The organism is Mesorhizobium sp. 113-1-2 (assembly GCF_016756475.1).
Taxonomy (GTDB): Bacteria; Pseudomonadota; Alphaproteobacteria; order Rhizobiales; family Rhizobiaceae; genus Mesorhizobium; species Mesorhizobium loti_C.
In genome coordinates, this window is the sequence record NZ_AP023242.1 from 5,269,329 (window position 1) to 5,289,909 (window position 20,581).

The following is a 20,581-nucleotide window of genomic DNA, read 5'->3' on the forward strand; positions in this document are numbered from 1 at the left end:
CTTGGGCGGCGACATTAGGCATTGCGGGGACGAAAGCAAAGCGTGCGGCAGAAGTCGAGGCCCACGGGCTCCAGGTGCAACGGCATTGCTCAAGTGACGACCCGCTGAACGCCTGGCCGGCCATCCATGATCAGAAAAAGGGCCGGTGCTTTCGGCACCGGCCCCTGACTGAAGGTCGCTGTTCGGGCCGCGCTTCTGCGGCGCGGCTGCCGTTCGTGGATCGCTTACATCCGGTAGGCGATGGTGTCGTTCCAGAAGCGGTCGAGCCGCTGCAGGGCGCGGTTCATCTGCTTGAACTCGTCGGTGTTGATGCCGCCGACCTGCTCGATCGAGCCGACATGACGCTCATAGAGACCGGCGACGACGTCGGCCACCTCATTGCCCTTCGGGGTCAGCGAGACGCGGACCGAACGGCGGTCGATGCGCGAACGCTGGTGGTTGATGAAGCCGAGATCGACCAGCTTCTTCAGATTGTAGGAGACGTTCGAGCCGAGATAGTAGCCACGCGAGCGCAACTCGCCGGCGGTCAGCTCGGAATTGCCGATGTTGAAGAGCAGCAGCGCCTGGATGGCGTTGATGTCGGAACGGCCGTTGCGGTCGAACTCGTCCTTGATCACGTCAAGCAGACGGCGGTGCAACCGCTCGACCAGCTGCAGAGATTCCATGTACAGGGAACGGATAGCCTCGCGGCGATCGTCGGAAACGTTAGCGGTCTTCGCCGCCGGACGCGAATTGATCATTGTCTTTGCCTCTCGTTTGTCGCCCTGGTGATTTTTTGTTTTTCACCTTGATCGCGACACTATCGAATACTCATAAAATTCGACTTAAACGCTAGGGCTAACAAGAGCTTACCGGTAAGAGGTTTCGAAAGAGGCTTAACGAACGGTCACCCGAGTAAGGATAATTAACCTAAAGGCTTAGGCACCTTTCGCGGGGCTCAAATCCGGCGCTTGCCAAGGCGTCAATGCCTTCAACGGCTTAGTGCCGAACGGGGCGTTTCTGCAGCCAGATGACGACGCGAAAGACGATGTAGAGCACCGCCACCGCCGCGTGCGAGATGACGATCAGCAGGCGATGGCCGAAAAGTTCGGGAAAACCGGCATACATCACGGTCTCGGTGACCGCGCAGATGAACCAGATCACCGGACCCCAGGAGGCCAGCATCCAGAGCCCCGCCGCGGCAAAGGGGAAAAACACGGCGAGCATCACCGCCGCCACTTGCCAATGCACCGGCATCAGATCGAAGCGCCAGAGCGGGCCTGGGTAGAAGCCGATCAGCTTGATCCAGTACAGGATGCCGAAGAGCAGGCAGTAGCCGGCAATGACGCGCTGGAACCAGGCGAAGATGACCTCGACCGTCGAGGGCTGCAGTACGACGCGTCGCGACGTCACCTCGCTCATAGCTGGAGTTCCCGTTCACCGAGCGGGGCGAAATAGGCCTCGACGTCCGCATCACCGACCGCATCGAGACTTGCCGGCCGCCATTGCGGCTTCGATCCCTTGTCGATGATGGCGGCACGGATGCCTTCGTAGAAATCGTGGCCGGCAAGCATGCGGTTGAGGATGCGGAACTCCATCTTCATGCATTCGTCCATCGACAAGGTCTGCCCGGCGCTGATCTGCCGCCAGGCGACGCGAAGGCTGGTGGGCGAGCGCATACGGATGGTCGCCAGCGTCTTGGCCGCGAATTCATCGGCGCTTGCCGCGCGATCCAGACTGTGGACGACATCCTGCAGCGACGGCTGGTTAAAATGGCGAGAGATCGCCTCAAGCGCCGGCCTGTCGGTCTCCCGCTTTGCCTGGACGAAGAAACCACGCAGCACCGATTCCGGATCGCCGGTCAGCACCAGCCGATCGAGGAAGCTTGCCTGGTCTTCGGCCTTGATGGTGTGGGTGGCCAGCCCCGACCACAGCGCGTCGCCATAGCGGATGCGGTTGCCGGTCAGGGCCAGATACATGCCGAAGGAACCGCCAAGGTCGGGCAGCAGATGGCTGGCGCCGACATCCGGGAAAAAGCCGATGCCGACCTCCGGCATGGCGAACTGGGCATTTTCTGTCATCACCCGGTGCGAGCCATGGAAGGAAATGCCGACGCCGCCACCCATGACGATGCCGTCGATGAGTGCCACATAGGGTTTCTTGAAGCCGTTGATGCGGGCATTTAGCCGATACTCGTCGGCAAAGAACTCCACCGGCGGCTTTCCAGCCCGGCCTGCCTCATAGATGTGCAGGATGTCGCCGCCGGCCGAAAACGCCCTGCCCTCGGCCTTCACGATGACGACGTCCACGCCGTCGTCGCGCTCCCAGGCATACAGGGCCTGGCCCAGCGCCTGGACCATGCGATGGGTGACGGCGTTGAGCGCCTGCGGCCGCGTCAGTGTGACGACACCGGCTCGACCCAATCGCTCGAAGCGAATTTCGTCGCCTCCACCAAAATCCATCGCCAGAGAATCCCTCCCCCGCGCCTGCGGGACTGAAGTGCTAAAGGCGGCGCATGGGTGCGTCAATGGCAGCAGCCTGTTCCCGCAGTCTTGGCGGCCAGTGGTGCCCGATGCTACGAAGATCGCCGCCGTTGTAAGCGACACGCCGATACGGCGGCGCGGGCGGCTTCGGGGGACAGTTGGCCATGCCCGGATTTCTTCGTGCCGCACTCTTGACGATCGAGCTGATAATTTTCGGCCTTGCATCGCGCCCGGCAGTCGCCGCCACGCTGGACGAACTCTACCAGTCGCAGACCATCGTCACCGGCCAGGGCGAAGTGAACCGCCAGATAGGCTTCAGGGACTGCCTGGACCGGGTCCTGGTCCGAGTTTCAGGCGACCAACGGCTGCTAGAGAAACCCGAAATGGCCGCTCTGCGCGACAAGGCCGGCAGTTTCGTCGATTCTTTCCGCTACCACGACCGGCTGGAGGGCATCCCGATCCATGACGAGCAAGGCACGCATGACCGGCCGCATGATCTGACCTGTCTCTACAAGCCCGCCACGGTCGACAAGCTGCTCGCGCAACTCGGCAGCCGGCCCTGGCTTGGCGAGCGGCCAACCCTCACCGTCTTTCTCAGCACCGAACAGGGCGCTCGGCATTTTTTGCTAAGCGCCGAGGAGGAACGTGGCGAGACGATGCGCGAGTCTTTCGCCAATGCCGCCGATCCGTTGTCGATGCATGTCGCGTTTCCGAAGGCCGCGCAGCTGGCCGACCTGGGTGAGCAAGACATGGGCGAGAATGACATGGCAAGGCTGGACCTGCTGGCCAAACAGGCCAATGGCGCGCAAGCGCTCGTCGGCAGCATCGTATGGAGCCACAAGGAGCTTGGCTGGATTGCCGACTGGCGGCTGACCGGCAACGGCAAGACCTATCGCTGGCAGATACGAGGCGTCAGCTTTGACGAGGCGTTCCGCGTGGCAATCGGAGGCGCGGCGCAGATTCTTTCGGGCAATGGCCAGCCCTGAGAGGCGACGGCTTCGGCCTGGCACAATCGTGTCGCATTGGTCAGTGGCAAGGGCTCGTGGTAAAAGCCGCCGAACGAGAGTTTTGGCCGAGAGTTTTGGCAATGAACAAATTCACCCCAACCAAGCCAGCCGGCGCGCGTAGCGTCGACGACATCACCGGCAGCCGCCGCCTGCGCCGCATGCGCAAGGCCGACTGGTCGCGCCGCCTGGTGCAGGAGAACCGGCTCACCGTCGACGATCTGATCTGGCCGATCTTCGTCGTCGAGGGCAAAAATGTGCGTGAGCCGATCGCGGCCATGCCCGGCGTCTTCCGCCTGTCTGTCGACCTTGCCGTCAAGGAGGCCGAACGCGCCGCCAAGCTCGGCATTCCGGCGCTCGCCACCTTCCCCAATGTCGACTTGGGCCTGCGTGACCAGACCGGCTCGCACATCCTTGACCCGGAAAACATCATCAACCGCGCCACCCGGGCTATCAAGGACGCGGTGCCCGGGATCGGCATCATCACCGACGCGGCGCTCGACCCGTTCACCAGCCATGGCCATGACGGCATCCTGCGCGACGGCATCATCGTCAACGACGAAACGGTGGAACAGGTCGCGGCGGCGGCCGTCATCCAGGCGGCGGCGGGCGCCGACATCATCGCGCCATCCGATATGATGGACGGTCGCATCGGCGCCATCCGCGACGCGCTCGACGCCAACGGCTTTCAGGACGTGGCGATCATGTCCTACGCGACGAAGTTCGCCTCGGCCTTCTACGGCCCCTATCGCGAGGCGGTCGGCACAGCCGGCCTGCTCAAGGGCGACAAGAAGACCTATTACATCGACCATGCCAATTCGGACGAGGCGGTGCGCGAAGCCGAGCAGGACATCGCCGAAGGCGCCGACATGCTGATGGTCAAGCCCGGCCTGCCCTATCTCGACATCATCCGCCGGCTGAGGGACGAATTCCAGATGCCGACCTTCGCCTACCAGGTGTCGGGGGAATATTCGATGATCAAGGCGGCGGGCGCCAATGGCTGGATCGATGGCGAAAAAGCGATGCTGGAATCGCTGCTCGCCTTCAAGCGCGCCGGCTGCGACGGCATCCTGACCTATTTCGCGCCCGAAGTGGCGCAGATGCTGAAGGGGTAGCAGCGCGCCCTTATACAGCCCGGCCCCGCTCTACAACGGCCCGGTTGGCCTTAAAATTCGACGTCCAGCTCGATGATATCCTCGGGCTCGGCCAGTGCGTCCTGCGTCCATTCCTGAATCAGCGGCCAAGCGAAGATGGTGTCGCAATAGGCGGTGAGCGGCGCTTCGAGTTCGACCGCATAGGTGCGGAAACGGGTGCAGACAGGCGCGTACATCGCGTCGGCCACGGTCGGCGACGCGCCGAACAGCCAGGGACCGCCATAGGCCTCGAGGCATTCGGACCAGATCGTCTTGATCCGCTCCACATCCGGCCGGGCGCCGGAGAAGATCTTGAAGCTCTTGTGCCTGGCCTTCAGGCTCATCGGCAGCGCCGAGCGCAAATTGTGAAAACCTGAATGCATCTCGCCGGACACCGCGCGGCAATGCGCGCGCGCCACGCGGTCGGTCGGCAGGAGCCCCGCTCCCGGCATGGTCTCGGCCAGATATTCGGCGATCGCCAGCGTGTCCCATACCGTCACTCCGTCATGGGTCAGCCGCGGCACCAGCACCGATGGCGACAACAAGAGCAATTCCTGCCGCTGCTCGGGATCATCGATATCGATGCGCTTCTCCTCGAACTCCAGCCCGGCCATGCGGCAAAGCAGCCAGCCACGCAGCGACCAGGACGAATAATTCTTCGACGAAATCGTCAATGTCGCCGTGGTCGCCTTTGCCACGGGCGCCTTACTCATGGCCACCTTGTTCTTGGCCGCCTTCGTCATGCCGTCGACCCTCCGAGCCCTTTGCCGGCAACAATCCTCTCGCAATGCACAAAATTTTGCACTAGATTTTTTGCACTGCCGCATGGCCGCTGGGAATGGGACGTATTCGATGCTGTACCAGGCCTACCAGCTTCAGGACGACATTATCGCTCCGACACGCTTTTTCGCCGATCTGATGCGTTCGAAGATGGGCGTCTCGGGCGACGGCGTGAAACAGCGCCTGGCCGCCGGGCTGGAGATGATCGCCCGGCTCAAGCTCACCCATGCACGGCCGGATTTCGATATCAAATCCGTCAGGGTGGGCAATCGCGACGTGCCGGTCAGCGTCGAGACGGCCCTCGACCTGCCGTTCGGCAAGCTTCTGCGCTTCGCCAAGGATATGGACACACGCCAGCCCCGGGTGATGGTGATTGCCCCGCTATCGGGGCATTTCTCGACGCTGCTTCGCGGTACGGTGGAAACGCTTCTGGCTGACCATGAGGTCTACATCACCGACTGGGCCAATGCTCGCGACGTGCCGCTCGCGGCTGGCCGCTTTGGGGTGGACGACTATGTCGACTACATCATCCGCTTCCTGCAGGCGATCGGCCCGGGCGCGCATATACTGGCGGTTTGCCAGCCCTGCGTTCAGGCGCTTGCTGCCGTCGCGGTCATGTCCGAGGACAGGCACCCGGCGACACCGCGCTCGATGACGCTGATGGCGGGGCCGATCGATCCGCGGGAGAGCCCGACCAAGGTCAACGAATTCGCCGTCAGCAAGTCGCTAGCCTGGTTTCAAGGCGCCGTCATCTCACGTGTGCCGTGGCGCCATGCCGGCGGCGGACGCCGGGTGTATCCGGGTTTTCTGCAGCTTGCCGCCTTCATGGCCATGAACATGGATCGCCATACCAAGGCCCACCGCAAACTGCATGACCATCTGGCGGCCGGCGAGATCGCCGAGGCCGAGAAGATCAAAACGTTCTACGACGAGTATCTGGCCGTGCTCGACCTCACCGAGGAGTTCTATATCGAAACCATAGACCGCGTGTTCCACAAGGCAGAACTAGCCACCGGTGCGTTTACGTTCCGTGGCAGCCGGGTCGATCCGGGCGCGATCCGCAACACCGCGCTGCTCACTGTCGAGGGCGGGCGTGACGACATCTGTGCGCTGGGCCAGACCTCGGCCGCCCATGAATTGTGCCGATCGCTGCGCCCGCATCTGAAGCGCCATCACCTGCAGGCCAATGTCGGCCACTATGGCGTCTTCAACGGCAAGCGTTGGGAGCGCGAGATCTATCCCGTCGTGCGCAATCTCATCCTGTCGATGGAATAGCTTTTCATTCGACAACCGGCGATTTTCTGCGCTGACAGAACGCGCCGGCTCCGGGTATGATGCGGGCACGGCCGGAGGCGGCCGGCAGCCGCACCGGCAAGGACTACCGCTACATGAAACCCGGCCTGGAACACGAGGATGGGCGGTTGACGGTCGAGGTCATCTACCCGTTCAGCAACCACATCCGCTTCATTGAACTCACCGGCGAATAGCCTGATATCGCGGCTGTTTCGGCGGCCACCAGTGGCCACCCCAGCGCATCAATACGGAACAGTTCGGACGTCACTTGGCGACGTTGTCAGGACGTGTCTGCATCGTGAGGAACACCGCTTGTGATCTGCAATCAGTTTGCTACAAGAAAGCCGGCTGCAGACATGATTGGTTAGGAGGCTCCATGTCCAAACTTCGCGTCAACGCTTTCACCCTGTCGCTCGACGGCTATGGTGCCGGTCCCGATCAGGATCTGCAAAACCCGCTCGGCATCGGTGGGGGATCCTTGCACAAGTGGTTTGTCGACACCCGCACCTTCCGCAAGATGGTGCTCGGGCAAGATGGTGGCACCACCGATATCAACGAGGCGTTCGCGGCGCGCAGTTTCGAAAATGTCGGCGCCTGGATCCTCGGCCGCAACATGTTCGGGCCGATCCGCGGCGAATGGCCTGACGACAGCTGGAAAGGCTGGTGGGGCGACAACCCGCCCTACCATGTGCCGGTGTTCGTGCTGACGCACCACAAGCGGGCGCCGATCACGATGGAGGGCGGCACCACTTTCCACTTCGTCACCGACGGCATCCATTCGGCGCTCGAGCAGGCGAAGGCGGCGGCTGATGGCAAGGATGTGCGCGTTGGCGGCGGCGTCGCCACCATCCGGCAATATCTGCAGGAGAAGCTGATCGACGAGATGCATCTGGCAATCTCGCCGGTGCTGCTTGGCAGGGGCGAGCACCTTTTCGCCGGCCTGGATATGCTGAAGCTTGGTTATCAATGCACCGAGCAAGTGGCGACGGCGCTTGCCACGCATGTGATGATCAAGCGGACGTAATTACAGCTCTTTCTCCCCGTGAAGCGAGGAGAAAGAAAAAGTGCTCAATACTTCTCCGGCACGTAAAGCTCACGCGGCAGCGTCTGGCGCTCGTATTCGGGGTTGAAGACGCGCTCCGGCAGCGTGATCTCCTCGTGCGGCACCTCTTCATACGGCATCTGCTTGAGCAGATGATCGATGCAGTTCAGCCGCGCCCGCTTCTTGTCGTTGCCCTCAACGATGAACCAGGGTGCCTCGGGAATGTTGGTGCGGGCGAAGGTTTCTTCCTTGGCCTTGGTGTACTGCTCCCAGCGCACGCGCGACTGAAGATCCATCGGCGACAGCTTCCACTGCTTCATTGGGTCATGGATGCGCATCAGGAAGCGCATCTGCTGTTCCTCGTCGGTGATCGAGAACCAGTATTTCACGACAGTGATGCCCGAGCGCACCAGCATGCGCTCGAATTCCGGCACGTCGCGGAAAAATTCCTCGACCTGGCCCGCATCGGCAAAGCCCATCACCCGCTCGACGCCGGAGCGGTTGTACCAGGAGCGGTCGAACAGCACGATCTCGCCGCCTGCCGGCAAATGCGGGACATACCGCTGGAAATACCATTGCGACTTCTCGCGCTCGGTCGGCGCCGGTAGCGCCACGACGCGGCAGATGCGCGGATTGAGCCGCTGGGTGATGCGCTTGATGACGCCGCCCTTGCCGGCGGAGTCGCGGCCCTCAAAAATCACCACCAGCTTCTTCTTGTGGTAGGCGACCCAGGACTGCAGCTTGATCAGCTCGGATTGCAAGGTGATCAGGTCGCGGAAATATTGCATGCGGTCGATCGAAGGCGGATGCGCGTTCTTGTAGATCTTGGCGATTTCCATCGACAGCGCCGGCTCCGACATTTCGAGTTCGTAATCTTCGTCGAGCGTGTCTGCGAGCTCGGCTTCGAGCCAGTCCTTGGCGGGAGAATTCTGTCTTAGCTCGGTCATATCGGTCGCTCCGCTTGCAAGCCTGTCGGTTGATGTCCGGCACCCCAAACTGCTGGCCTGCGGCCGGGAATGGAAACACCTTAGCCGAATTCAATATAGGCCGGCAGTGACGGTTTTATTGCAGCCCAAGCGCGATTGCCGTCGCCACAAATCCCGCGAGGTATGATCGATCCGTCGTCTTGGCATGGCGACAAGGCGACCAAATTGTCCTACAAATGCCTGGTCGCATTCCGGGCGGCCCTTCGGCGGCGCCCCAATTCAACACAATCGCGAGGATTGACATGGAATACCGTACCCTTGGCCGTTCCGGCCTGAAGGTTTCGACGCTGACTTTGGGCACCATGACCTTCGGGGGCGCAGGCCCGTTCGCCGCGGTCGGCAACAGCGATCTTGCCGAAGCCAAGCGCATGATCGACATGTGCATCGACGCTGGTATCAACCTCATTGACACCGCCAATGTCTATTCGAACGGCTTGTCGGAGGAGATCATCGGCGAGGCGCTGGGCGGCAAGCGCAAGAACGACGTGCTGATCGCGTCCAAGGCACGCATGCGGATCGGCGGCGGGCCGAACGACGAAGGCCTGTCGCGCCACCACCTGATCCGCGAATGCGAGAAGAGCCTGAAGCGGCTGAAGACCGACGTCATCGACATCTATTTCGTCCACCAGTGGGACGGCCTTACTCCGGTCGAGGAAACCATCGCCGCGCTCGACACTTTGGTCAGCCAGGGCAAGGTGCGCTATATCGGCTGCTCCAACTGGTCCGGCTGGCAGGTGATGAAGGGTCTCTCGATCAGCGACAACCGTCACCAGCAGCGTTTCGTCACCCAACAGATCCACTACACGCTGGAGGCCCGCGAGGCCGAATATGAACTGCTGCCGATCTCGGTCGACCAGGGGCTGGGCGTGCTGGTCTGGAGCCCGCTCGCCGGCGGCTTGCTGTCCGGCAAATACCACCGCGACAGCCCGACCGCACGGCAGCTCGCCGGCTGGTCCGAACCGCCGATCCGCGACGAGGACCGGCTCTGGCGGATCGTCGATGTGCTGGCCGAGATCGGCAACGCCCGCGGCGTGTCGGCAGCACAGGTGGCGCTTGCCTGGCTGCTCGGCCGGCCCGCCGTCTCCTCGCTGGTGATCGGCGCCCGCAACGACGCCCAGCTCAAGGACAATCTCGCGGCCGCAAGCCTGGAGCTCAGCTCCGAGGAACGCCAGCGGCTCGACGCGGTCAGCCGCCCGCCTCTGCTTTACCCCTATTGGCACCAGCAGCTGACGGCGAGGGATCGCTTCGGCCCCGCCGACATGGTTCTCGACCGCAGCGTCATCTGATCATTAGGCGGAGTAGCGTTAGCCCTCGATGAAGCGCCAGAGTTCGGGATCGGGTTCGATCTGGCCGCTGAGCACGAAATATTTGTAGAGCACGAGCAGGGAGATCGCCTGCTCGTCTCGCTCATTGGAAAATTTCCGGCAATAGGCGTTGGCCGCGGCGATGATGCGCTCAGCGGCGGCGGGATGCCGTTCGAAATAGCGCACCTTCTCGCCGAGATCAGCGAAATCCGGATCGAGCGGCGCATAGTGGACATTGGCTTCGAGCTGGCTCTCCGCGAACCACGTTTCGTAAGTTGGCGGCGGCATCAGGCAGAGCGAGTTCGAATTCATGATCCATTTGAGGTTGGTCGCCACGTCATTGCCCTCGAGCGAGACGATGTAGCGGTAGCGCAGGTGCTGGCTAATGCTGAGAAAGGGCTTGGCGTACTCGGCCGGTGCACTTCTTTTGTGTGAACCGACATCGCAGAACGGCAGATCACGGGCCGCGTCCAGAAACCGCACCCTGATCGGATTGTTGAGATCGCCGCGCCAGACCACGGCCGGCAGCTTGTCGGCGAAGGTGACTGCGTCGGCCGGCATGTAGAAGTGGCGGAACTTGTTGAACTTCAGGATGACCGCGTTGCTGTTGTCGTCACGGATGGGCCGATCCTTGACGATCGTCGGCACTTTCGGCACCCCGATGACGTCGCCGAACTCCAGGTCGAGGAGCAATGCCGGGTCGAAATAGCGGGCAAACTCCTTCAGGTCGTAATAGTACATGCTCGGTTCGAACGGCATGTTGTCGATGCGCACAGCATCTGGGCTGGGCGCAAAGGCGGCCTGCAGCTTGTTGTAGTCGTTCAACCGCCGGCGCACGGCCTCGTCCGAGAGCCTGGCCTGTTCCAGGCGGCCGGCCAACCTTCGTCGGAAGAGTGCCTGGGGTGCGACATCCCGCATGACGTTTCGCGCATAATAGAAAACCTTCTGCGTCGTTCGTTTCAGGCTGGCCATGGTTCACGTTGATCAGGACAAACGCGACCAAAACACGCGACGGCTGAGTTTGTTCCCGCGCCACGCTCGCGCGTCGTTGTGCCAGGTACTGCACCGGCCGCGTCGTCATCCAGCGCATGACGACCCGCTTCGACGAGGGGACCGGCAACTAGCCAGTTATATAGCGCCAGACCTCGGCATCCGGTTTGAGCTGGCCGCTCAGAACGAAATATTTGTAGAGCACCAGAAGCGAGATCGCCTGTTCGGTCTGTTCGTTGGCGAATGTCCGGCAATAGGCATTCGCGGCCGCGATTATGCGTTCTGCCCTGGCCGGGTTCCGTTCGAAATAGGCCACATGTTCGGCAACATCGGAGAAATCAGGTTCGAGCGGGACATAGTGGACATTGGCCTCGAGCTGCCGCTCCGCGAACCATGTCTCGTAGGTCGGTGGCGGCATCAGGCAAAGCGACTTCGAGTTCAAGATCCATTTGAGGTTGGTCGCCACGTCATTGCCTTCGAGCGAGACGATGTAGCGGTAGCGCTGGTGCTGTCCGATGCTGAGAAAAGGCTTGGCGTATTCTGCCGGCGCGTTGGGCTTGTGCGAGCCGGCATCGCAGAACGGCAGGTCGCGCACCGCTTGCAGAAACCGTGTCCTGATCGGATTGTTAAGATCGCCGCGCCAGACCACCGCAGGCAGCTTGTCACCGAACGAGATGGCGTCAGCCGGCATCTGGAAGTGACGAAACTTGTCGAGCTTCATGATGACCGCGTTCTTGTCATCATCACGGATCGGCCGGTCCTTCACGATCGTCGGCACTTTCGGCACATTCCTGACGTCGCCGTATTCGATGTCGATGAGCAATCCGGGGTCGAAGTAGCGGGCGAATTCCTTCAGGTCGTAATAGTACATGGTCGGCGTGAAGGGCAGCTTGCTGATGCGCATGGCATTGGCGCTGGGCGTGAAACCATCCTGCAGCTTGTTGTAGTAATTCAACCGTCGGCGCGCCGCCTCATCGCAAAGCCTGGCCTTTTCCAGGCGAACGGCCAGCCTGCGGCGGAACAGGGCTTGTGGAACGATATCGCGCGCGGCGTTTCGCGCATAGTAGAAAACCCTTGCCGACGTCCGCGCGATTGTGGCCATGATTCACTTGATCAAAACAAACAGGCAGCTCTCAACACGCCGGCGCCCCGCGTTTCCTACATCATTGTGGCGCCGATCTGGCAAGCCCCCTCGGATTTCCAAGGCTGCGCCCGCACTGTCGCTTCAGCTGTTGTGTTTGACGGCTAATGCTCCTAGGCAGGGTCAGAGCCGCAAGGCAGGACAAAAGGAGCCGATATGGCGCGAGCACCAAACTACGATCAGGAACGCAAGGAACGCGACCGGCAGAAAGCGGCCAAGAAGGCAGAGAAGCTGGCGGCCAAGGTTGCCGCGCGCGAACGTTCAAAGCCCGAGACCGAGATCGAGAACGAAACAGCGGAATGACGGCAAAAGGCCCGCACATGCGGGCCTCGTCTCAATCCAGATCGTCGCCCTGCGTCAGGCGGGCGCCTTGTCGCTGACAAAAACGTCCACTTCACGCGCCGCGGCGATGAAGGCGCGTCGGGCGTTCATCGCCGGCTTGTCGCCGGCCAGCGCGTCATGGCAGGCCTGCAGCGCTGCGCGATGCTTGGGGCTGCGCTTGCCGGGCCAGCTGTTGAGCAGGTAATCGGAAGCCTCACGGGCCGTGCGCAGGAGCTGGGTGCTTCCCGCCGTGACGGACTTGACGGTCACGGGTGTTTCAAATCGGTTGTTTTCCATCGCCGCTCTTACGCCATCGGCATCCGCGAAGCGAGGCCGAAAGTGTGCTTCGCGTCAGACGCCGCCTCTTTTGCCCAGCGAGTGCGCTGCCCTTGGCACTTGCGTTAAGCGGCCACGACGGCAAAGCCCCTGGCGCGAAGACCGCGTCGGTCGTTGGCGAGCGACGTCACCAGCCGGTCGCGGCTGCCGACGATGTGGGCTGAAAGCCGGCGCGCCGCTTCATCGGCATCGCCAAGGCGCGTGGCCGCCAGAATGGCGCGATGTTCGGCCCAGGCGCGGCCAAGGGCTGCTTCGTCGCGCACCTCCAGCCAGCGAGCGCGCGACAGGCGCGTCATGGCATCGCGCACGGCCTTGAACAGGAATTCATTGCCCGACATACGCGCCAGTTCGATGTGAAAATCCATGCCGACACGATGCCATTCCTCTCGCGCAGTGTTTTCGTCGCAGGAATCGAGCATCGCCTCGATAACGTCGATGGCGCTCCCGTCGGCGTGCGTGCATGTCAGCCGCACGGCCGCGACCTCGACCGCTTCGCGATAGACCGCGATCTGCTCGAGCTCGGCGAGATTGATGGGCGACACCGTCCAGCCGCGGCCGTCCCTGCCCACAAGCCCTTCGGTCTCCAGCCGCAGCAGGGCCGCCCTGACCGGTGTGCGCGAGGCGCCGAAGCGGCCTTCGATCCAGCGCTCGGTCAGTTTCTCGCCTGGACCGATCTCGAGCCCAAGGATCATCTCGCGCAACTGTCGTTCGACATTCTGCATCTGCGACATCGCGCTTCCTTGGTTCCGAAGCCGCATTGACAGCAGCCGGGTTGGAGTTCATGACGGATACCAGTTTGGTATCCCAAGATGGTATCCGCAACAAGCGCTGATATCGAGCAGGCAGGACATGGTACAGGAAGACACGCAACAGAGCGGTTACAACATCCACTGGCGGCGCAATCTCGCCGTCTGTTTCGCCGGCTCGTTCAGCACGCTCATCGCCATGACCCTGCTGCTGCCTTTCCTGCCGCTTTATGTCGAACAGCTCGGCGCGCAGGGCCATGCGGCGATCGTGCAGTGGTCCGGCATCGCCTATGGCGCCACCTTCTTCGCCGCGGCCTTGGTCGCGCCGTTATGGGGGCGATTGGGTGACCGCTACGGCCGCAAGGTGATGCTGGTGCGCGCCAGCTTCGGCATGGCGATCTGCATGTCGCTGACGGGCATGGTCGAGACGGTCTGGCAACTGGTGCTGCTGCGCCTGCTGATCGGCTTTGCCGGGGGCTATTCCTCGGGGTCGACCATACTGGTGGCCATGCAGACGCCGAAGGAGCGCTCCGGCTGGGCGCTGGGCGTCCTGTCGGCGGGGATCACGGCCGGTTCGCTGGTCGGCCCCTTGCTCGGCGGCGCGCTGCCGCCGGTGATCGGCATTCGCGCCACCTTCCTGTTGTCCGGCGGCGTCATCTTCCTGGCTTTCCTGGCAACGACCTTCCTGATCAAGGAGACCCCCCGCCCGAAGCCGGCCAAAGCCGCGTCGGCGGCGAAGCCGAAAAGCGGCTGGTCGCAGATCCCCGACAAGCGACCGGTCGTGGCCATGCTGATAACCGGCACGCTGCTCGCCTTCGCCACCATGTCGATCGAGCCGATCATCACCGTCTATGTGCAGCAGCTCATCGAGGATCAGAGCCGGGTGACGATGGTCGCCGGCGTGGTGATGTCGGCGGCAGCGCTGGGCACCATCCTGTCGGCATCCTGGCTCGGCAAGCTTGCTGACCGCGTCGGCCACTGGAACGTCGTCGTCGGGGCGTTGGCCGTCTCTGCCCTGCTCCTCATTCCGCAAGCCTTCGTCACCAATGGCTGGCAGTTGATCGGGTTGCGCTTCCTGATGGGCCTGGCGCTCGGCGGCCTGCTGCCCTGCATCACCAGCGTCATCCGCCACAATATCCCGGATGGCGTCGGCGGCAACGTGCTTGGCCTGGCGATCTCGGCGCAATATGTCGGGCAGGTTGCGGGACCGTTGACCGGCGGCTTCGTCGGCGGTCATTTCGGCATGCGCTCGGTATTTCTTGCCACATCGGTGCTGATGGCCGGCGGGGCCGTCTACAACTGGATTGTCCAATCGCGGCGCATACGCCATATGGCGCTGGAAGCGAGTGAGCCTTAAGGGGCTCCAGATCGTTGCAAGAGGGAACCAGCCGACATGAATTCCGCCGAACCCAGCCGTGTCCTCGCGTTTGCCGGCGGTCTCGTCGGCGCCGCGGGCGTGGCGCTGTCGGCGGCGGCCGCGCATCGCGGCGGTGCCTTCACCGGCACAGCGGCGTCGTTCCTCCTGATGCACGCGCCGGTTTTCCTGGCCATCGGCCTCATCGGCGCGAATCGCTTTCTGCGAATCGCGAGCGTCATCCTGCTTGCCGGGCTTCTGCTTTTCGCGGGCGACCTTCTCGCCCGCGATTTCCTGGGATCGAGACTGTTTCCGATGTCGGCGCCGATCGGAGGAACCCTGCTCATCGCCGGCTGGCTGGGGATAGCTATTTCTGCCCTGGCCCGTCCGCGCCCTTAAGGCCAAATCCGCTGGGATCAGTCCCTCGGACGTTCGGTGCGGACCCAGAGATCGCGATTGCGCGCGGCCGGCTTCGTCAGGCGCCGCACCACCGGCCGCTCGGCGGCCGGCGCGATGCCCCAGTAGTTGCGATAGATGTCCTCGAACAAATGCTTGATGGGATGCATGGTTTTCTCCATTGAATCGATCCAATCGGCGAGCAAAAAACGCGTCGATCAGTTTCGTTTGCGCTCCACCAGGAAGCGAAGGTCGCGAATCCATGGGTCGGTCCTGCCCCGGCGTCTGGACCTGTTGGTACCCGACCCGATGCTCCAGTCGTTGCGACAGATGTCTTCGAACAGATAATTGCCGGGATGCATGGCGTGCCTCCCCTAGGTCGTTTCGTAGAACAAATCCACCACTTTGGATCGATTCAAACCTAGACCTCCAAGCATCTCCGGTCAAGCAAAATTTGAATCGATCCAACGAAAGTGCTAGATGCAAATCTGGAACGTGCTAAATGCATGTCAGGAGGCACGCACAATGGCGTCACTCACCGCAGGCAATCGAAGACCCGTCCGGCTGGCCGACATAGCCAAGGCGGCAGGGGTTTCGCACGGCACCGCATCCAATGTCTTCAGCCGCCCCGAGATCGTGCGCGAGGAAGTCCGTGAACGGGTCAAGGCGGCGGCAGAGGCAATGGGCTATGGCGGGCCGGATCCCAAGGGTCGGCTGTTGCGGGCGGGCAAGGTCAACGCCATCGGCGTCGCCACGGCCGAGCCCCTCTCCTACTTCTTCGACGATCCCTTCGCCCGCGTCATGATGGCGAGCATCTCGCAGGCCTGCGACGCGACGGGAGCCGGCATCTCCCTGGTTTCGGCCGCCAACAACGAACAGCTCGCCTGGAACATCCAGAGCGCCCTGGTCGACGGCTTTATCGTCTTCTGCATCGAAGGCGGTTCGCGCCTGGTGGAACTTGCACGGGAGCGCAAATTGCCCTTCGTGGCGCTCGACCTGGACTCCGAGGATGGCGCCGTCGCCGCGATCGGCATCGACAACGTCGCCGGTGCCGCCATGGCGGCGCGCCATCTCACCGATCTTGGACACCGCCGCTTTGCCGTGCTGGCGTTGCCCTTTGTCGACGGCAGGACAGGCCTGGTTTCACCCGAGCAGGTTCAGACCGCGGTTTATGCGGGAACGCGCGACCGCCTCACCGGCTATTTCAAAGAGCTTTCGCGGGTCGGCATCGACACATCCAGTGTGCCCGTCTACGCAACCGCCAACGATGCGGCCAGCACAAAGTCGGGACTCGAGATCATCTTCGGCTCTGCCCACCCCCCGACGGCGATCCTGGCGATGTCGGACAGAATGGCGCTGGCGGCGCTCGAATGGCTGAGCGCGCGCAAGCTGAACGTCCCCAATGACGTCTCCATCGTCGGGTTCGATGGCGTTCCGGAAGCCGCAGCATCCGAGCCACCACTGACCACCATCGCCCAACCGATTGCCGAGATGGGCCGTCTCGCCGTCAAGGCGATTCTGGAAAATGACGGCACGACAAATCGCCGGCAACTGCCGGTCGAATTGATCGTGCGCGCCTCGTCGGCTTCGCCTCGCGGCTGAAACCGCACGCGCCTCAGCGATTGACCCTCGCCAAGGCGGAGATGCCGAAAGGCGCACGCACCGGCGCGACTTCCTTTTGCGTCGCGCGGACCTTACCCGCGCCGCCGATCGTCGACAGCCATTCGAGATAGAAGGCGAGCGCGAACTGCATGGCGATGCCGGCTGACAGGAGCAAGGTGTCGTAGGCAAGCCCACCCGGATTGATCAGCTTCATCACCTGAGCGACCATGGCGATCACCGTGCCAGCGATGAAGACCGGCAGCGAGCGCTTGCCGAGTATCGCCAGCGGATGGTCCGGGCTGGTGCGAAACAGGTTCGACAGCGCCGGCAAGGCGACGACGAGGTAGCTGACCGCCAGGATGTGCAACAGACGCGGCAGCGACAGGAAGGTCTTGTCGAAGCCGCCGATGACCACGGGCAGCTTGAACCAGGTAATCTGCCCCCAGAGCGGGCTGTGCACCCAGACCAGCGCCGTCGCCACATAGGCCGCGGCCGCGCCGACCAGCCAGCGGTTGACCGGAATGACGCCGCCACGCCTGACATGCAGCATGGCGGCCAAGCCGATGTTGAACAGGAACTGCCAGGACAGCGGGTTCAGGAACCAGAAGCCGGGCTCGGGATAGTTGGGCGGGGCGATCTGCCAGATGCCGGCGATGAGCCACAGCGCACCGGACGCGACCAGGGCAGCGACGGGCCGATAGCTGATGAACAGTACGAAGACCGGGGCCATCAAAAGCAGCGCGGCATAGACCGGCAGGATGTTGTTGTAGCCAAGCTGATGGCCGAGCGTGACGATGCCCACCAGCACTTCCGGCGTGTTCTTCATCAGCGGCTCGATGTTGATCAGCTTGAGCAGTTCCGGCCGCCTGGTGAACACCGCCACGGCGCAGAACAAGGCGATCACCACCATCGTCGTGACGACATGGGCGACGTAGAGCATGCCCGCCCGCCGCCACATCTTCAATGTGGCCAGAAGCCGGCCACCCGGCCGGAACTTGGTGCCGTAGGCAAGCGCGACCGAGATGCCGGAAATCAGCACGAACGCCTCGGCCGCATCCGAAAAGCCGAAATTCTTGTAGGTTAGGGTCTCGAACGCGGTGCCCGGCACATGGTCGACGAAAATGGTGAGCAGTGCGAGCGCGCGCAGTACATCGATACGCGTATCGCGTTCGGGGATACGCAAATTGCGATCCGGGATACGCAAATTGCGATCCGACAAAACAGGGGTAGTCATCGACAAAAGGCCTCAAAGCTGGTTGTTCATGTCCAGCAATGCGACCCCCGGCGCACCGCTCCGATTCCTCCACGTGGAGTGTATCGGCGCAGAAACGGGCTGGAATGCGCCTGGTTCAATCAACTTTCGCGGAGCACGAAAATATTGCGTTTTGAAGCCGGCAAATTCAGCGGAACCTCATATAATCAAGAGGATGCGGGATGACTGGCGACAGCGTCGAAAACGGCCCGCTGCTCAAGGATCTGGCCTTTCCTTATCGCGTTTACGACACCGGCAAAGACAGCCGTGAATGCCTGTTTCTGCTGCATGGATCGGGTGTCGACGAGACCACTTTGGTGCCGCTGGCAAGACGGATCGCACCCGGCGCCACGCTGGTCGCGGTGCGTGGCCGTATCCCTCAAGAAGACGGTTTCCGCTGGTTCGAGCGCATCACACCGACACGCTTCGAGCAAAAGAGCATCCTCGTCGAAACCGCTGCCTTCGCGGCATTCGCAAGCGAAGTCGCCAGGCGCCACAAGCTCGATCTTACCCGTGCTACATTTCTCGGCTATTCGAACGGCGCCAATCTGGTTTCCAGCCTAATGCTGCTCCATCCCGGCATCGTCCGCGGGGCGGCGCTGCTCAGGCCAATGCCCGTGCTCGACCAGCTACCGGCGATCGACCTCGCGGGAACACGGACGCTGATCATCGCCGGCGCCGCCGACGAGACTTACGGGCCCTTCGCGCCAGCGCTGGTGACGCTGCTCAACCAGCACGGCGCCGAGGTTGACGCGCGCATCGTTGCCTCTGGCCACGAGATCGGTGACCCAGACGTCACCATCGTCAGGCAATGGCTGACGGAATCGGCAGCGGCGGTGCGGACGGGCTGACAGCGCTCCGATAGAGACTGGGCTCAGTGCGAGGGCCTGGCCCGCCGGCATCCTGAAATGTCGGGGTTTCCAGCCGACCGGATTTCGCAGGTGCGGAGCATCATCGAGCCGGCAACCGCTGAATAAACCCCGTTTTGCCCTACCCCCGCCCCATCCGGTTCCAGGCATCGAGCCCGGCGATCTTGTAGGCTTCCGCCAGCGTCGGATAGTTGAAGGTGTTGTTGACGAAGAAGTCGACGGTGCCGCCGAGATTGATGACCGCCTGGCCGATGTGAATGAGCTCGGTGGCGCCCTCGCCGACAATATGCGCGCCGAGCAGACGGCGTGTCTCGATCGAGAACAGCAGCTTCAGGAAGCCGGTATTGACGCCCATGATGTGGCCGCGCGAGGTCTCGCGAAAGCGCGCCACGCCAACCTCATAGGCGGCCCCACCCTCACGCACCTGTTCCTCGGACTGGCCGACGGTTGAAATCTCCGGCACGGCGTAAATGCCGTAGGGGAATGTTTCCGGCGGCGGCGGCAACGTCACGCCGAAAGCATGGCAGGCGGCCACCCTGCCCTGCTCCATCGAGGTCGAGGCGAGGCTCGGAAAGCCGATGACGTCGCCGGCGGCATAGATGTTGGGCACACTGGTCTGGAAGGTCTGCGGATCGACCTTGATACGGCCTCGGGAGTCGGCGTCGATACCGACCACGTCGAGGCCCAAGCTGCCGACATTGCCGGTGCGGCCGGCGGCGTAGAGCACGACCTCCGACCGGATGGTGCGACCATCGGCCAGTTCCACCTCGGCGGCTTCGGGTTTGGAGCGGATTTCCTTCACCGCGCTGCCCAGTCTTATCGTCATGCCGCGATCGCGCATCTGGTGGATGAAATCGTCGACGATCTCGCGGTCGACGAAATCGAGGATGGAGTTGCGCGGCTCGACCAGCGTCACCGGCACGTCGAGCGCGGAAAAGATCGTCGCATATTCGACGCCGATGACGCCGCCGCCGATCACCGTCAGCGTGCGCGGCAGGCGGTCGAGCTCCAGCATCTCGTCGCTGTCGAAGACGCGGGTTTTGTCGAAAGGCACGTCGCGCGGCCGGTGTGGTCTGGTGCCGACCGCAATCAGTGCATTGGCGAAGCCGACTTCGCTGTAGTCGCCATTGTCCGATGTCAGGCTGACCTTGTTGGGGCCGAGAAATTTTACCGCCGCGCGGGCGCTCTTGACGGTGTTGCGCATGAACTGGTGCTGCAGCACCTCGACCTCATGATCGAGCGTCTTGTGCAGGCGCTCGATCAGGTCGCCGACGGAAATATCCTGCTTGACCCTGTAGCCGCGTCCATAAAAACCGCGCTCGCGCCAGCCGGAAAGGTTGAGCACCGTCTCGCGCAACGTCTTCGAGGGGATGGTGCCGGTGTGCACGGAGACGCCGCCGAGACGCCGGCCGCGGTCGACCACCAGCACCGATTTGCCGAGCTTGGCCGACTGCACCGCGGCGCGGCGGCCCGAGGGGCCGCTGCCGATGACCAGCATGTCGTAGTCCATATTTCCCCGTCCCCTCGCCTCTGCTTCAGAGTGCTTTTGTTGCGCCGCAACAAGCTAATG

General features: G+C 62.7%; 23 protein-coding genes. 11 read left to right on the forward strand and 12 right to left on the reverse strand.

Annotated features, from left to right (window positions below; all coding sequences use genetic code 11):
* Positions 1-224 precede the first annotated feature (224 nt).
* From ldtR to JN279_RS25760, 3 genes are all read right to left on the reverse strand, one after another.
* Complete coding sequence (gene ldtR / locus JN279_RS25750; RefSeq protein WP_013896002.1) at positions 225-740, reverse strand: transcriptional regulator LdtR; 516 nt, start codon at positions 738-740, stop codon at positions 225-227.
* A 238-nt stretch (positions 741-978) separates the two neighbouring features.
* A complete protein-coding gene (locus JN279_RS25755; protein WP_096456981.1) occupies positions 979-1,401 on the reverse strand; it encodes a DUF6163 family protein in 423 nt (140 codons plus the stop codon).
* Positions 1,398-2,441, reverse strand: coding sequence for an enoyl-CoA hydratase/isomerase family protein (locus tag JN279_RS25760; protein ID WP_096456978.1), 1,044 nt, complete (start codon positions 2,439-2,441; stop codon positions 1,398-1,400). The genes JN279_RS25755 and JN279_RS25760 overlap by 4 nt, the downstream gene beginning before the upstream one ends.
* A 185-nt stretch (positions 2,442-2,626) precedes the next feature.
* Here JN279_RS25760 and JN279_RS25765 point away from each other — a divergent pair, with 185 nt between their 5' ends.
* Together JN279_RS25765 and hemB are read left to right on the forward strand one after the other, a co-directional pair.
* On the forward strand, positions 2,627-3,448 hold the full coding sequence (locus tag JN279_RS25765) for a DUF2066 domain-containing protein (protein WP_096456975.1): 822 nt from the start codon (positions 2,627-2,629) through the stop codon (positions 3,446-3,448).
* A gap of 101 nt (positions 3,449-3,549) precedes the next feature.
* Positions 3,550-4,581, forward strand: coding sequence for a porphobilinogen synthase (gene hemB / locus JN279_RS25770; protein WP_096456973.1), 1,032 nt, complete (start codon positions 3,550-3,552; stop codon positions 4,579-4,581).
* Between the two features lie 50 nt (positions 4,582-4,631).
* Here hemB and JN279_RS25775 read toward each other — a convergent pair whose 3' ends face one another.
* Positions 4,632-5,312, reverse strand: a complete 681-nt coding sequence (locus tag JN279_RS25775; RefSeq protein ID WP_202353797.1) for a glutathione S-transferase family protein — start codon at positions 5,310-5,312, stop codon at positions 4,632-4,634.
* A 139-nt stretch (positions 5,313-5,451) separates the two neighbouring features.
* Here JN279_RS25775 and JN279_RS25780 point away from each other — a divergent pair, with 139 nt between their 5' ends.
* The 3 genes from JN279_RS25780 to JN279_RS25790 all read left to right on the forward strand — a co-directional run bounded on the left by JN279_RS25780 (position 5,452) and on the right by JN279_RS25790 (position 7,696).
* The gene (locus JN279_RS25780; RefSeq protein ID WP_202350595.1) at positions 5,452-6,654 is read left to right on the forward strand and encodes a polyhydroxyalkanoate depolymerase; all 1,203 of its coding nucleotides are present in this window, start codon (positions 5,452-5,454) and stop codon (positions 6,652-6,654) included.
* A gap of 56 nt (positions 6,655-6,710) precedes the next feature.
* Positions 6,711-6,866 (forward strand): glyoxalase superfamily protein, encoded by a 156-nt coding sequence (locus tag JN279_RS25785; RefSeq protein WP_202350596.1) that lies wholly within the window; start codon positions 6,711-6,713, stop codon positions 6,864-6,866.
* Between the two features lie 182 nt (positions 6,867-7,048).
* Positions 7,049-7,696 carry a dihydrofolate reductase family protein gene (locus JN279_RS25790; RefSeq protein WP_202350597.1) on the forward strand — a complete coding sequence of 216 codons (648 nt, stop codon included), beginning with the start codon at positions 7,049-7,051 and terminating at the stop codon, positions 7,694-7,696.
* 44 nt (positions 7,697-7,740) lie between these two features.
* On the opposite strand, the gene ppk2 is transcribed toward JN279_RS25790, so the two are convergent.
* Positions 7,741-8,661, reverse strand: coding sequence for a polyphosphate kinase 2 (gene ppk2, locus JN279_RS25795; protein ID WP_044550210.1), 921 nt, complete (start codon positions 8,659-8,661; stop codon positions 7,741-7,743).
* A gap of 281 nt (positions 8,662-8,942) precedes the next feature.
* On the opposite strand from ppk2, the gene JN279_RS25800 reads away from it, so the two are divergent.
* Positions 8,943-9,986 carry an aldo/keto reductase gene (locus JN279_RS25800; protein ID WP_202350598.1) on the forward strand — a complete coding sequence of 348 codons (1,044 nt, stop codon included), beginning with the start codon at positions 8,943-8,945 and terminating at the stop codon, positions 9,984-9,986.
* Between the two features lie 18 nt (positions 9,987-10,004).
* On the opposite strand, the gene JN279_RS25805 is transcribed toward JN279_RS25800, so the two are convergent.
* A complete protein-coding gene (locus JN279_RS25805; RefSeq protein ID WP_202350599.1) occupies positions 10,005-10,976 on the reverse strand; it encodes a glycosyl transferase family 90 in 972 nt (323 codons plus the stop codon).
* A 148-nt stretch (positions 10,977-11,124) separates the two neighbouring features.
* Complete coding sequence (locus JN279_RS25810; protein ID WP_202350600.1) at positions 11,125-12,096, reverse strand: glycosyl transferase family 90; 972 nt, start codon at positions 12,094-12,096, stop codon at positions 11,125-11,127.
* A gap of 195 nt (positions 12,097-12,291) precedes the next feature.
* On the opposite strand from JN279_RS25810, the gene JN279_RS25815 reads away from it, so the two are divergent.
* Positions 12,292-12,438, forward strand: coding sequence for a hypothetical protein (locus JN279_RS25815; protein WP_081294707.1), 147 nt, complete (start codon positions 12,292-12,294; stop codon positions 12,436-12,438).
* A 54-nt stretch (positions 12,439-12,492) separates the two neighbouring features.
* Here the strand turns inward: JN279_RS25815 and JN279_RS25820 are convergent, their stop codons facing one another.
* Both JN279_RS25820 and JN279_RS25825 read right to left on the reverse strand, forming a co-directional pair.
* On the reverse strand, positions 12,493-12,753 hold the full coding sequence (locus JN279_RS25820; protein ID WP_027028494.1) for a DUF982 domain-containing protein: 261 nt from the start codon (positions 12,751-12,753) through the stop codon (positions 12,493-12,495).
* 104 nt (positions 12,754-12,857) lie between these two features.
* Complete coding sequence (locus JN279_RS25825) at positions 12,858-13,523, reverse strand: GntR family transcriptional regulator (protein WP_202350601.1); 666 nt, start codon at positions 13,521-13,523, stop codon at positions 12,858-12,860.
* A 118-nt stretch (positions 13,524-13,641) separates the two neighbouring features.
* Here JN279_RS25825 and JN279_RS25830 point away from each other — a divergent pair, with 118 nt between their 5' ends.
* Together JN279_RS25830 and JN279_RS25835 are read left to right on the forward strand one after the other, a co-directional pair.
* On the forward strand, positions 13,642-14,895 hold the full coding sequence (locus JN279_RS25830; protein WP_202350602.1) for an MFS transporter: 1,254 nt from the start codon (positions 13,642-13,644) through the stop codon (positions 14,893-14,895).
* A 36-nt stretch (positions 14,896-14,931) separates the two neighbouring features.
* The gene (locus JN279_RS25835) at positions 14,932-15,291 is read left to right on the forward strand and encodes a DUF423 domain-containing protein (protein ID WP_202350603.1); all 360 of its coding nucleotides are present in this window, start codon (positions 14,932-14,934) and stop codon (positions 15,289-15,291) included.
* Positions 15,292-15,308: 17 nt separating this feature from the next.
* Here the strand turns inward: JN279_RS25835 and JN279_RS25840 are convergent, their stop codons facing one another.
* A complete protein-coding gene (locus tag JN279_RS25840) occupies positions 15,309-15,458 on the reverse strand; it encodes a hypothetical protein (protein ID WP_202350604.1) in 150 nt (49 codons plus the stop codon).
* 355 nt (positions 15,459-15,813) lie between these two features.
* Here JN279_RS25840 and JN279_RS25845 point away from each other — a divergent pair, with 355 nt between their 5' ends.
* Positions 15,814-16,890 carry a LacI family DNA-binding transcriptional regulator gene (locus tag JN279_RS25845; RefSeq protein WP_202350605.1) on the forward strand — a complete coding sequence of 359 codons (1,077 nt, stop codon included), beginning with the start codon at positions 15,814-15,816 and terminating at the stop codon, positions 16,888-16,890.
* Positions 16,891-16,903: 13 nt separating this feature from the next.
* On the opposite strand, the gene JN279_RS25850 is transcribed toward JN279_RS25845, so the two are convergent.
* A complete protein-coding gene (locus JN279_RS25850; protein ID WP_202350606.1) occupies positions 16,904-18,124 on the reverse strand; it encodes an OpgC family protein in 1,221 nt (406 codons plus the stop codon).
* Positions 18,125-18,324: 200 nt separating this feature from the next.
* Between JN279_RS25850 and JN279_RS25855 the strand changes: the two genes are divergently transcribed.
* Complete coding sequence (locus tag JN279_RS25855; protein WP_202350607.1) at positions 18,325-18,993, forward strand: alpha/beta hydrolase; 669 nt, start codon at positions 18,325-18,327, stop codon at positions 18,991-18,993.
* A 139-nt stretch (positions 18,994-19,132) separates the two neighbouring features.
* On the opposite strand, the gene sthA is transcribed toward JN279_RS25855, so the two are convergent.
* Complete coding sequence (sthA, locus tag JN279_RS25860; RefSeq protein WP_202350608.1) at positions 19,133-20,521, reverse strand: Si-specific NAD(P)(+) transhydrogenase; 1,389 nt, start codon at positions 20,519-20,521, stop codon at positions 19,133-19,135.
* Positions 20,522-20,581 lie beyond the last annotated feature (60 nt).

What these genes read in the sequence shown, in the direction of transcription:
- ldtR (WP_013896002.1), bottom strand. Translation starts at nt 740, where the DNA reads ATGATCAATTCGCGTCCGGCGGCGAAGACCGCTAACGTTTCCGACGAT.
- JN279_RS25755 (WP_096456981.1), bottom strand. Translation starts at nt 1,401, where the DNA reads ATGAGCGAGGTGACGTCGCGACGCGTCGTACTGCAGCCCTCGACGGTC.
- JN279_RS25760 (WP_096456978.1), bottom strand. Translation starts at nt 2,441, where the DNA reads ATGGATTTTGGTGGAGGCGACGAAATTCGCTTCGAGCGATTGGGTCGA.
- JN279_RS25765 (WP_096456975.1), top strand. Translation starts at nt 2,627, where the DNA reads ATGCCCGGATTTCTTCGTGCCGCACTCTTGACGATCGAGCTGATAATT.
- hemB (WP_096456973.1), top strand. Translation starts at nt 3,550, where the DNA reads ATGAACAAATTCACCCCAACCAAGCCAGCCGGCGCGCGTAGCGTCGAC.
- JN279_RS25775 (WP_202353797.1), bottom strand. Translation starts at nt 5,312, where the DNA reads ATGAGTAAGGCGCCCGTGGCAAAGGCGACCACGGCGACATTGACGATT.
- JN279_RS25780 (WP_202350595.1), top strand. Translation starts at nt 5,452, where the DNA reads ATGCTGTACCAGGCCTACCAGCTTCAGGACGACATTATCGCTCCGACA.
- JN279_RS25785 (WP_202350596.1), top strand. Translation starts at nt 6,711, where the DNA reads ATGATGCGGGCACGGCCGGAGGCGGCCGGCAGCCGCACCGGCAAGGAC.
- JN279_RS25790 (WP_202350597.1), top strand. Translation starts at nt 7,049, where the DNA reads ATGTCCAAACTTCGCGTCAACGCTTTCACCCTGTCGCTCGACGGCTAT.
- ppk2 (WP_044550210.1), bottom strand. Translation starts at nt 8,661, where the DNA reads ATGACCGAGCTAAGACAGAATTCTCCCGCCAAGGACTGGCTCGAAGCC.
- JN279_RS25800 (WP_202350598.1), top strand. Translation starts at nt 8,943, where the DNA reads ATGGAATACCGTACCCTTGGCCGTTCCGGCCTGAAGGTTTCGACGCTG.
- JN279_RS25805 (WP_202350599.1), bottom strand. Translation starts at nt 10,976, where the DNA reads ATGGCCAGCCTGAAACGAACGACGCAGAAGGTTTTCTATTATGCGCGA.
- JN279_RS25810 (WP_202350600.1), bottom strand. Translation starts at nt 12,096, where the DNA reads ATGGCCACAATCGCGCGGACGTCGGCAAGGGTTTTCTACTATGCGCGA.
- JN279_RS25815 (WP_081294707.1), top strand. Translation starts at nt 12,292, where the DNA reads ATGGCGCGAGCACCAAACTACGATCAGGAACGCAAGGAACGCGACCGG.
- JN279_RS25820 (WP_027028494.1), bottom strand. Translation starts at nt 12,753, where the DNA reads ATGGAAAACAACCGATTTGAAACACCCGTGACCGTCAAGTCCGTCACG.
- JN279_RS25825 (WP_202350601.1), bottom strand. Translation starts at nt 13,523, where the DNA reads ATGTCGCAGATGCAGAATGTCGAACGACAGTTGCGCGAGATGATCCTT.
- JN279_RS25830 (WP_202350602.1), top strand. Translation starts at nt 13,642, where the DNA reads ATGGTACAGGAAGACACGCAACAGAGCGGTTACAACATCCACTGGCGG.
- JN279_RS25835 (WP_202350603.1), top strand. Translation starts at nt 14,932, where the DNA reads ATGAATTCCGCCGAACCCAGCCGTGTCCTCGCGTTTGCCGGCGGTCTC.
- JN279_RS25840 (WP_202350604.1), bottom strand. Translation starts at nt 15,458, where the DNA reads ATGCATCCCATCAAGCATTTGTTCGAGGACATCTATCGCAACTACTGG.
- JN279_RS25845 (WP_202350605.1), top strand. Translation starts at nt 15,814, where the DNA reads ATGGCGTCACTCACCGCAGGCAATCGAAGACCCGTCCGGCTGGCCGAC.
- JN279_RS25850 (WP_202350606.1), bottom strand. Translation starts at nt 18,124, where the DNA reads ATGACTACCCCTGTTTTGTCGGATCGCAATTTGCGTATCCCGGATCGC.
- JN279_RS25855 (WP_202350607.1), top strand. Translation starts at nt 18,325, where the DNA reads ATGACTGGCGACAGCGTCGAAAACGGCCCGCTGCTCAAGGATCTGGCC.
- sthA (WP_202350608.1), bottom strand. Translation starts at nt 20,521, where the DNA reads ATGGACTACGACATGCTGGTCATCGGCAGCGGCCCCTCGGGCCGCCGC.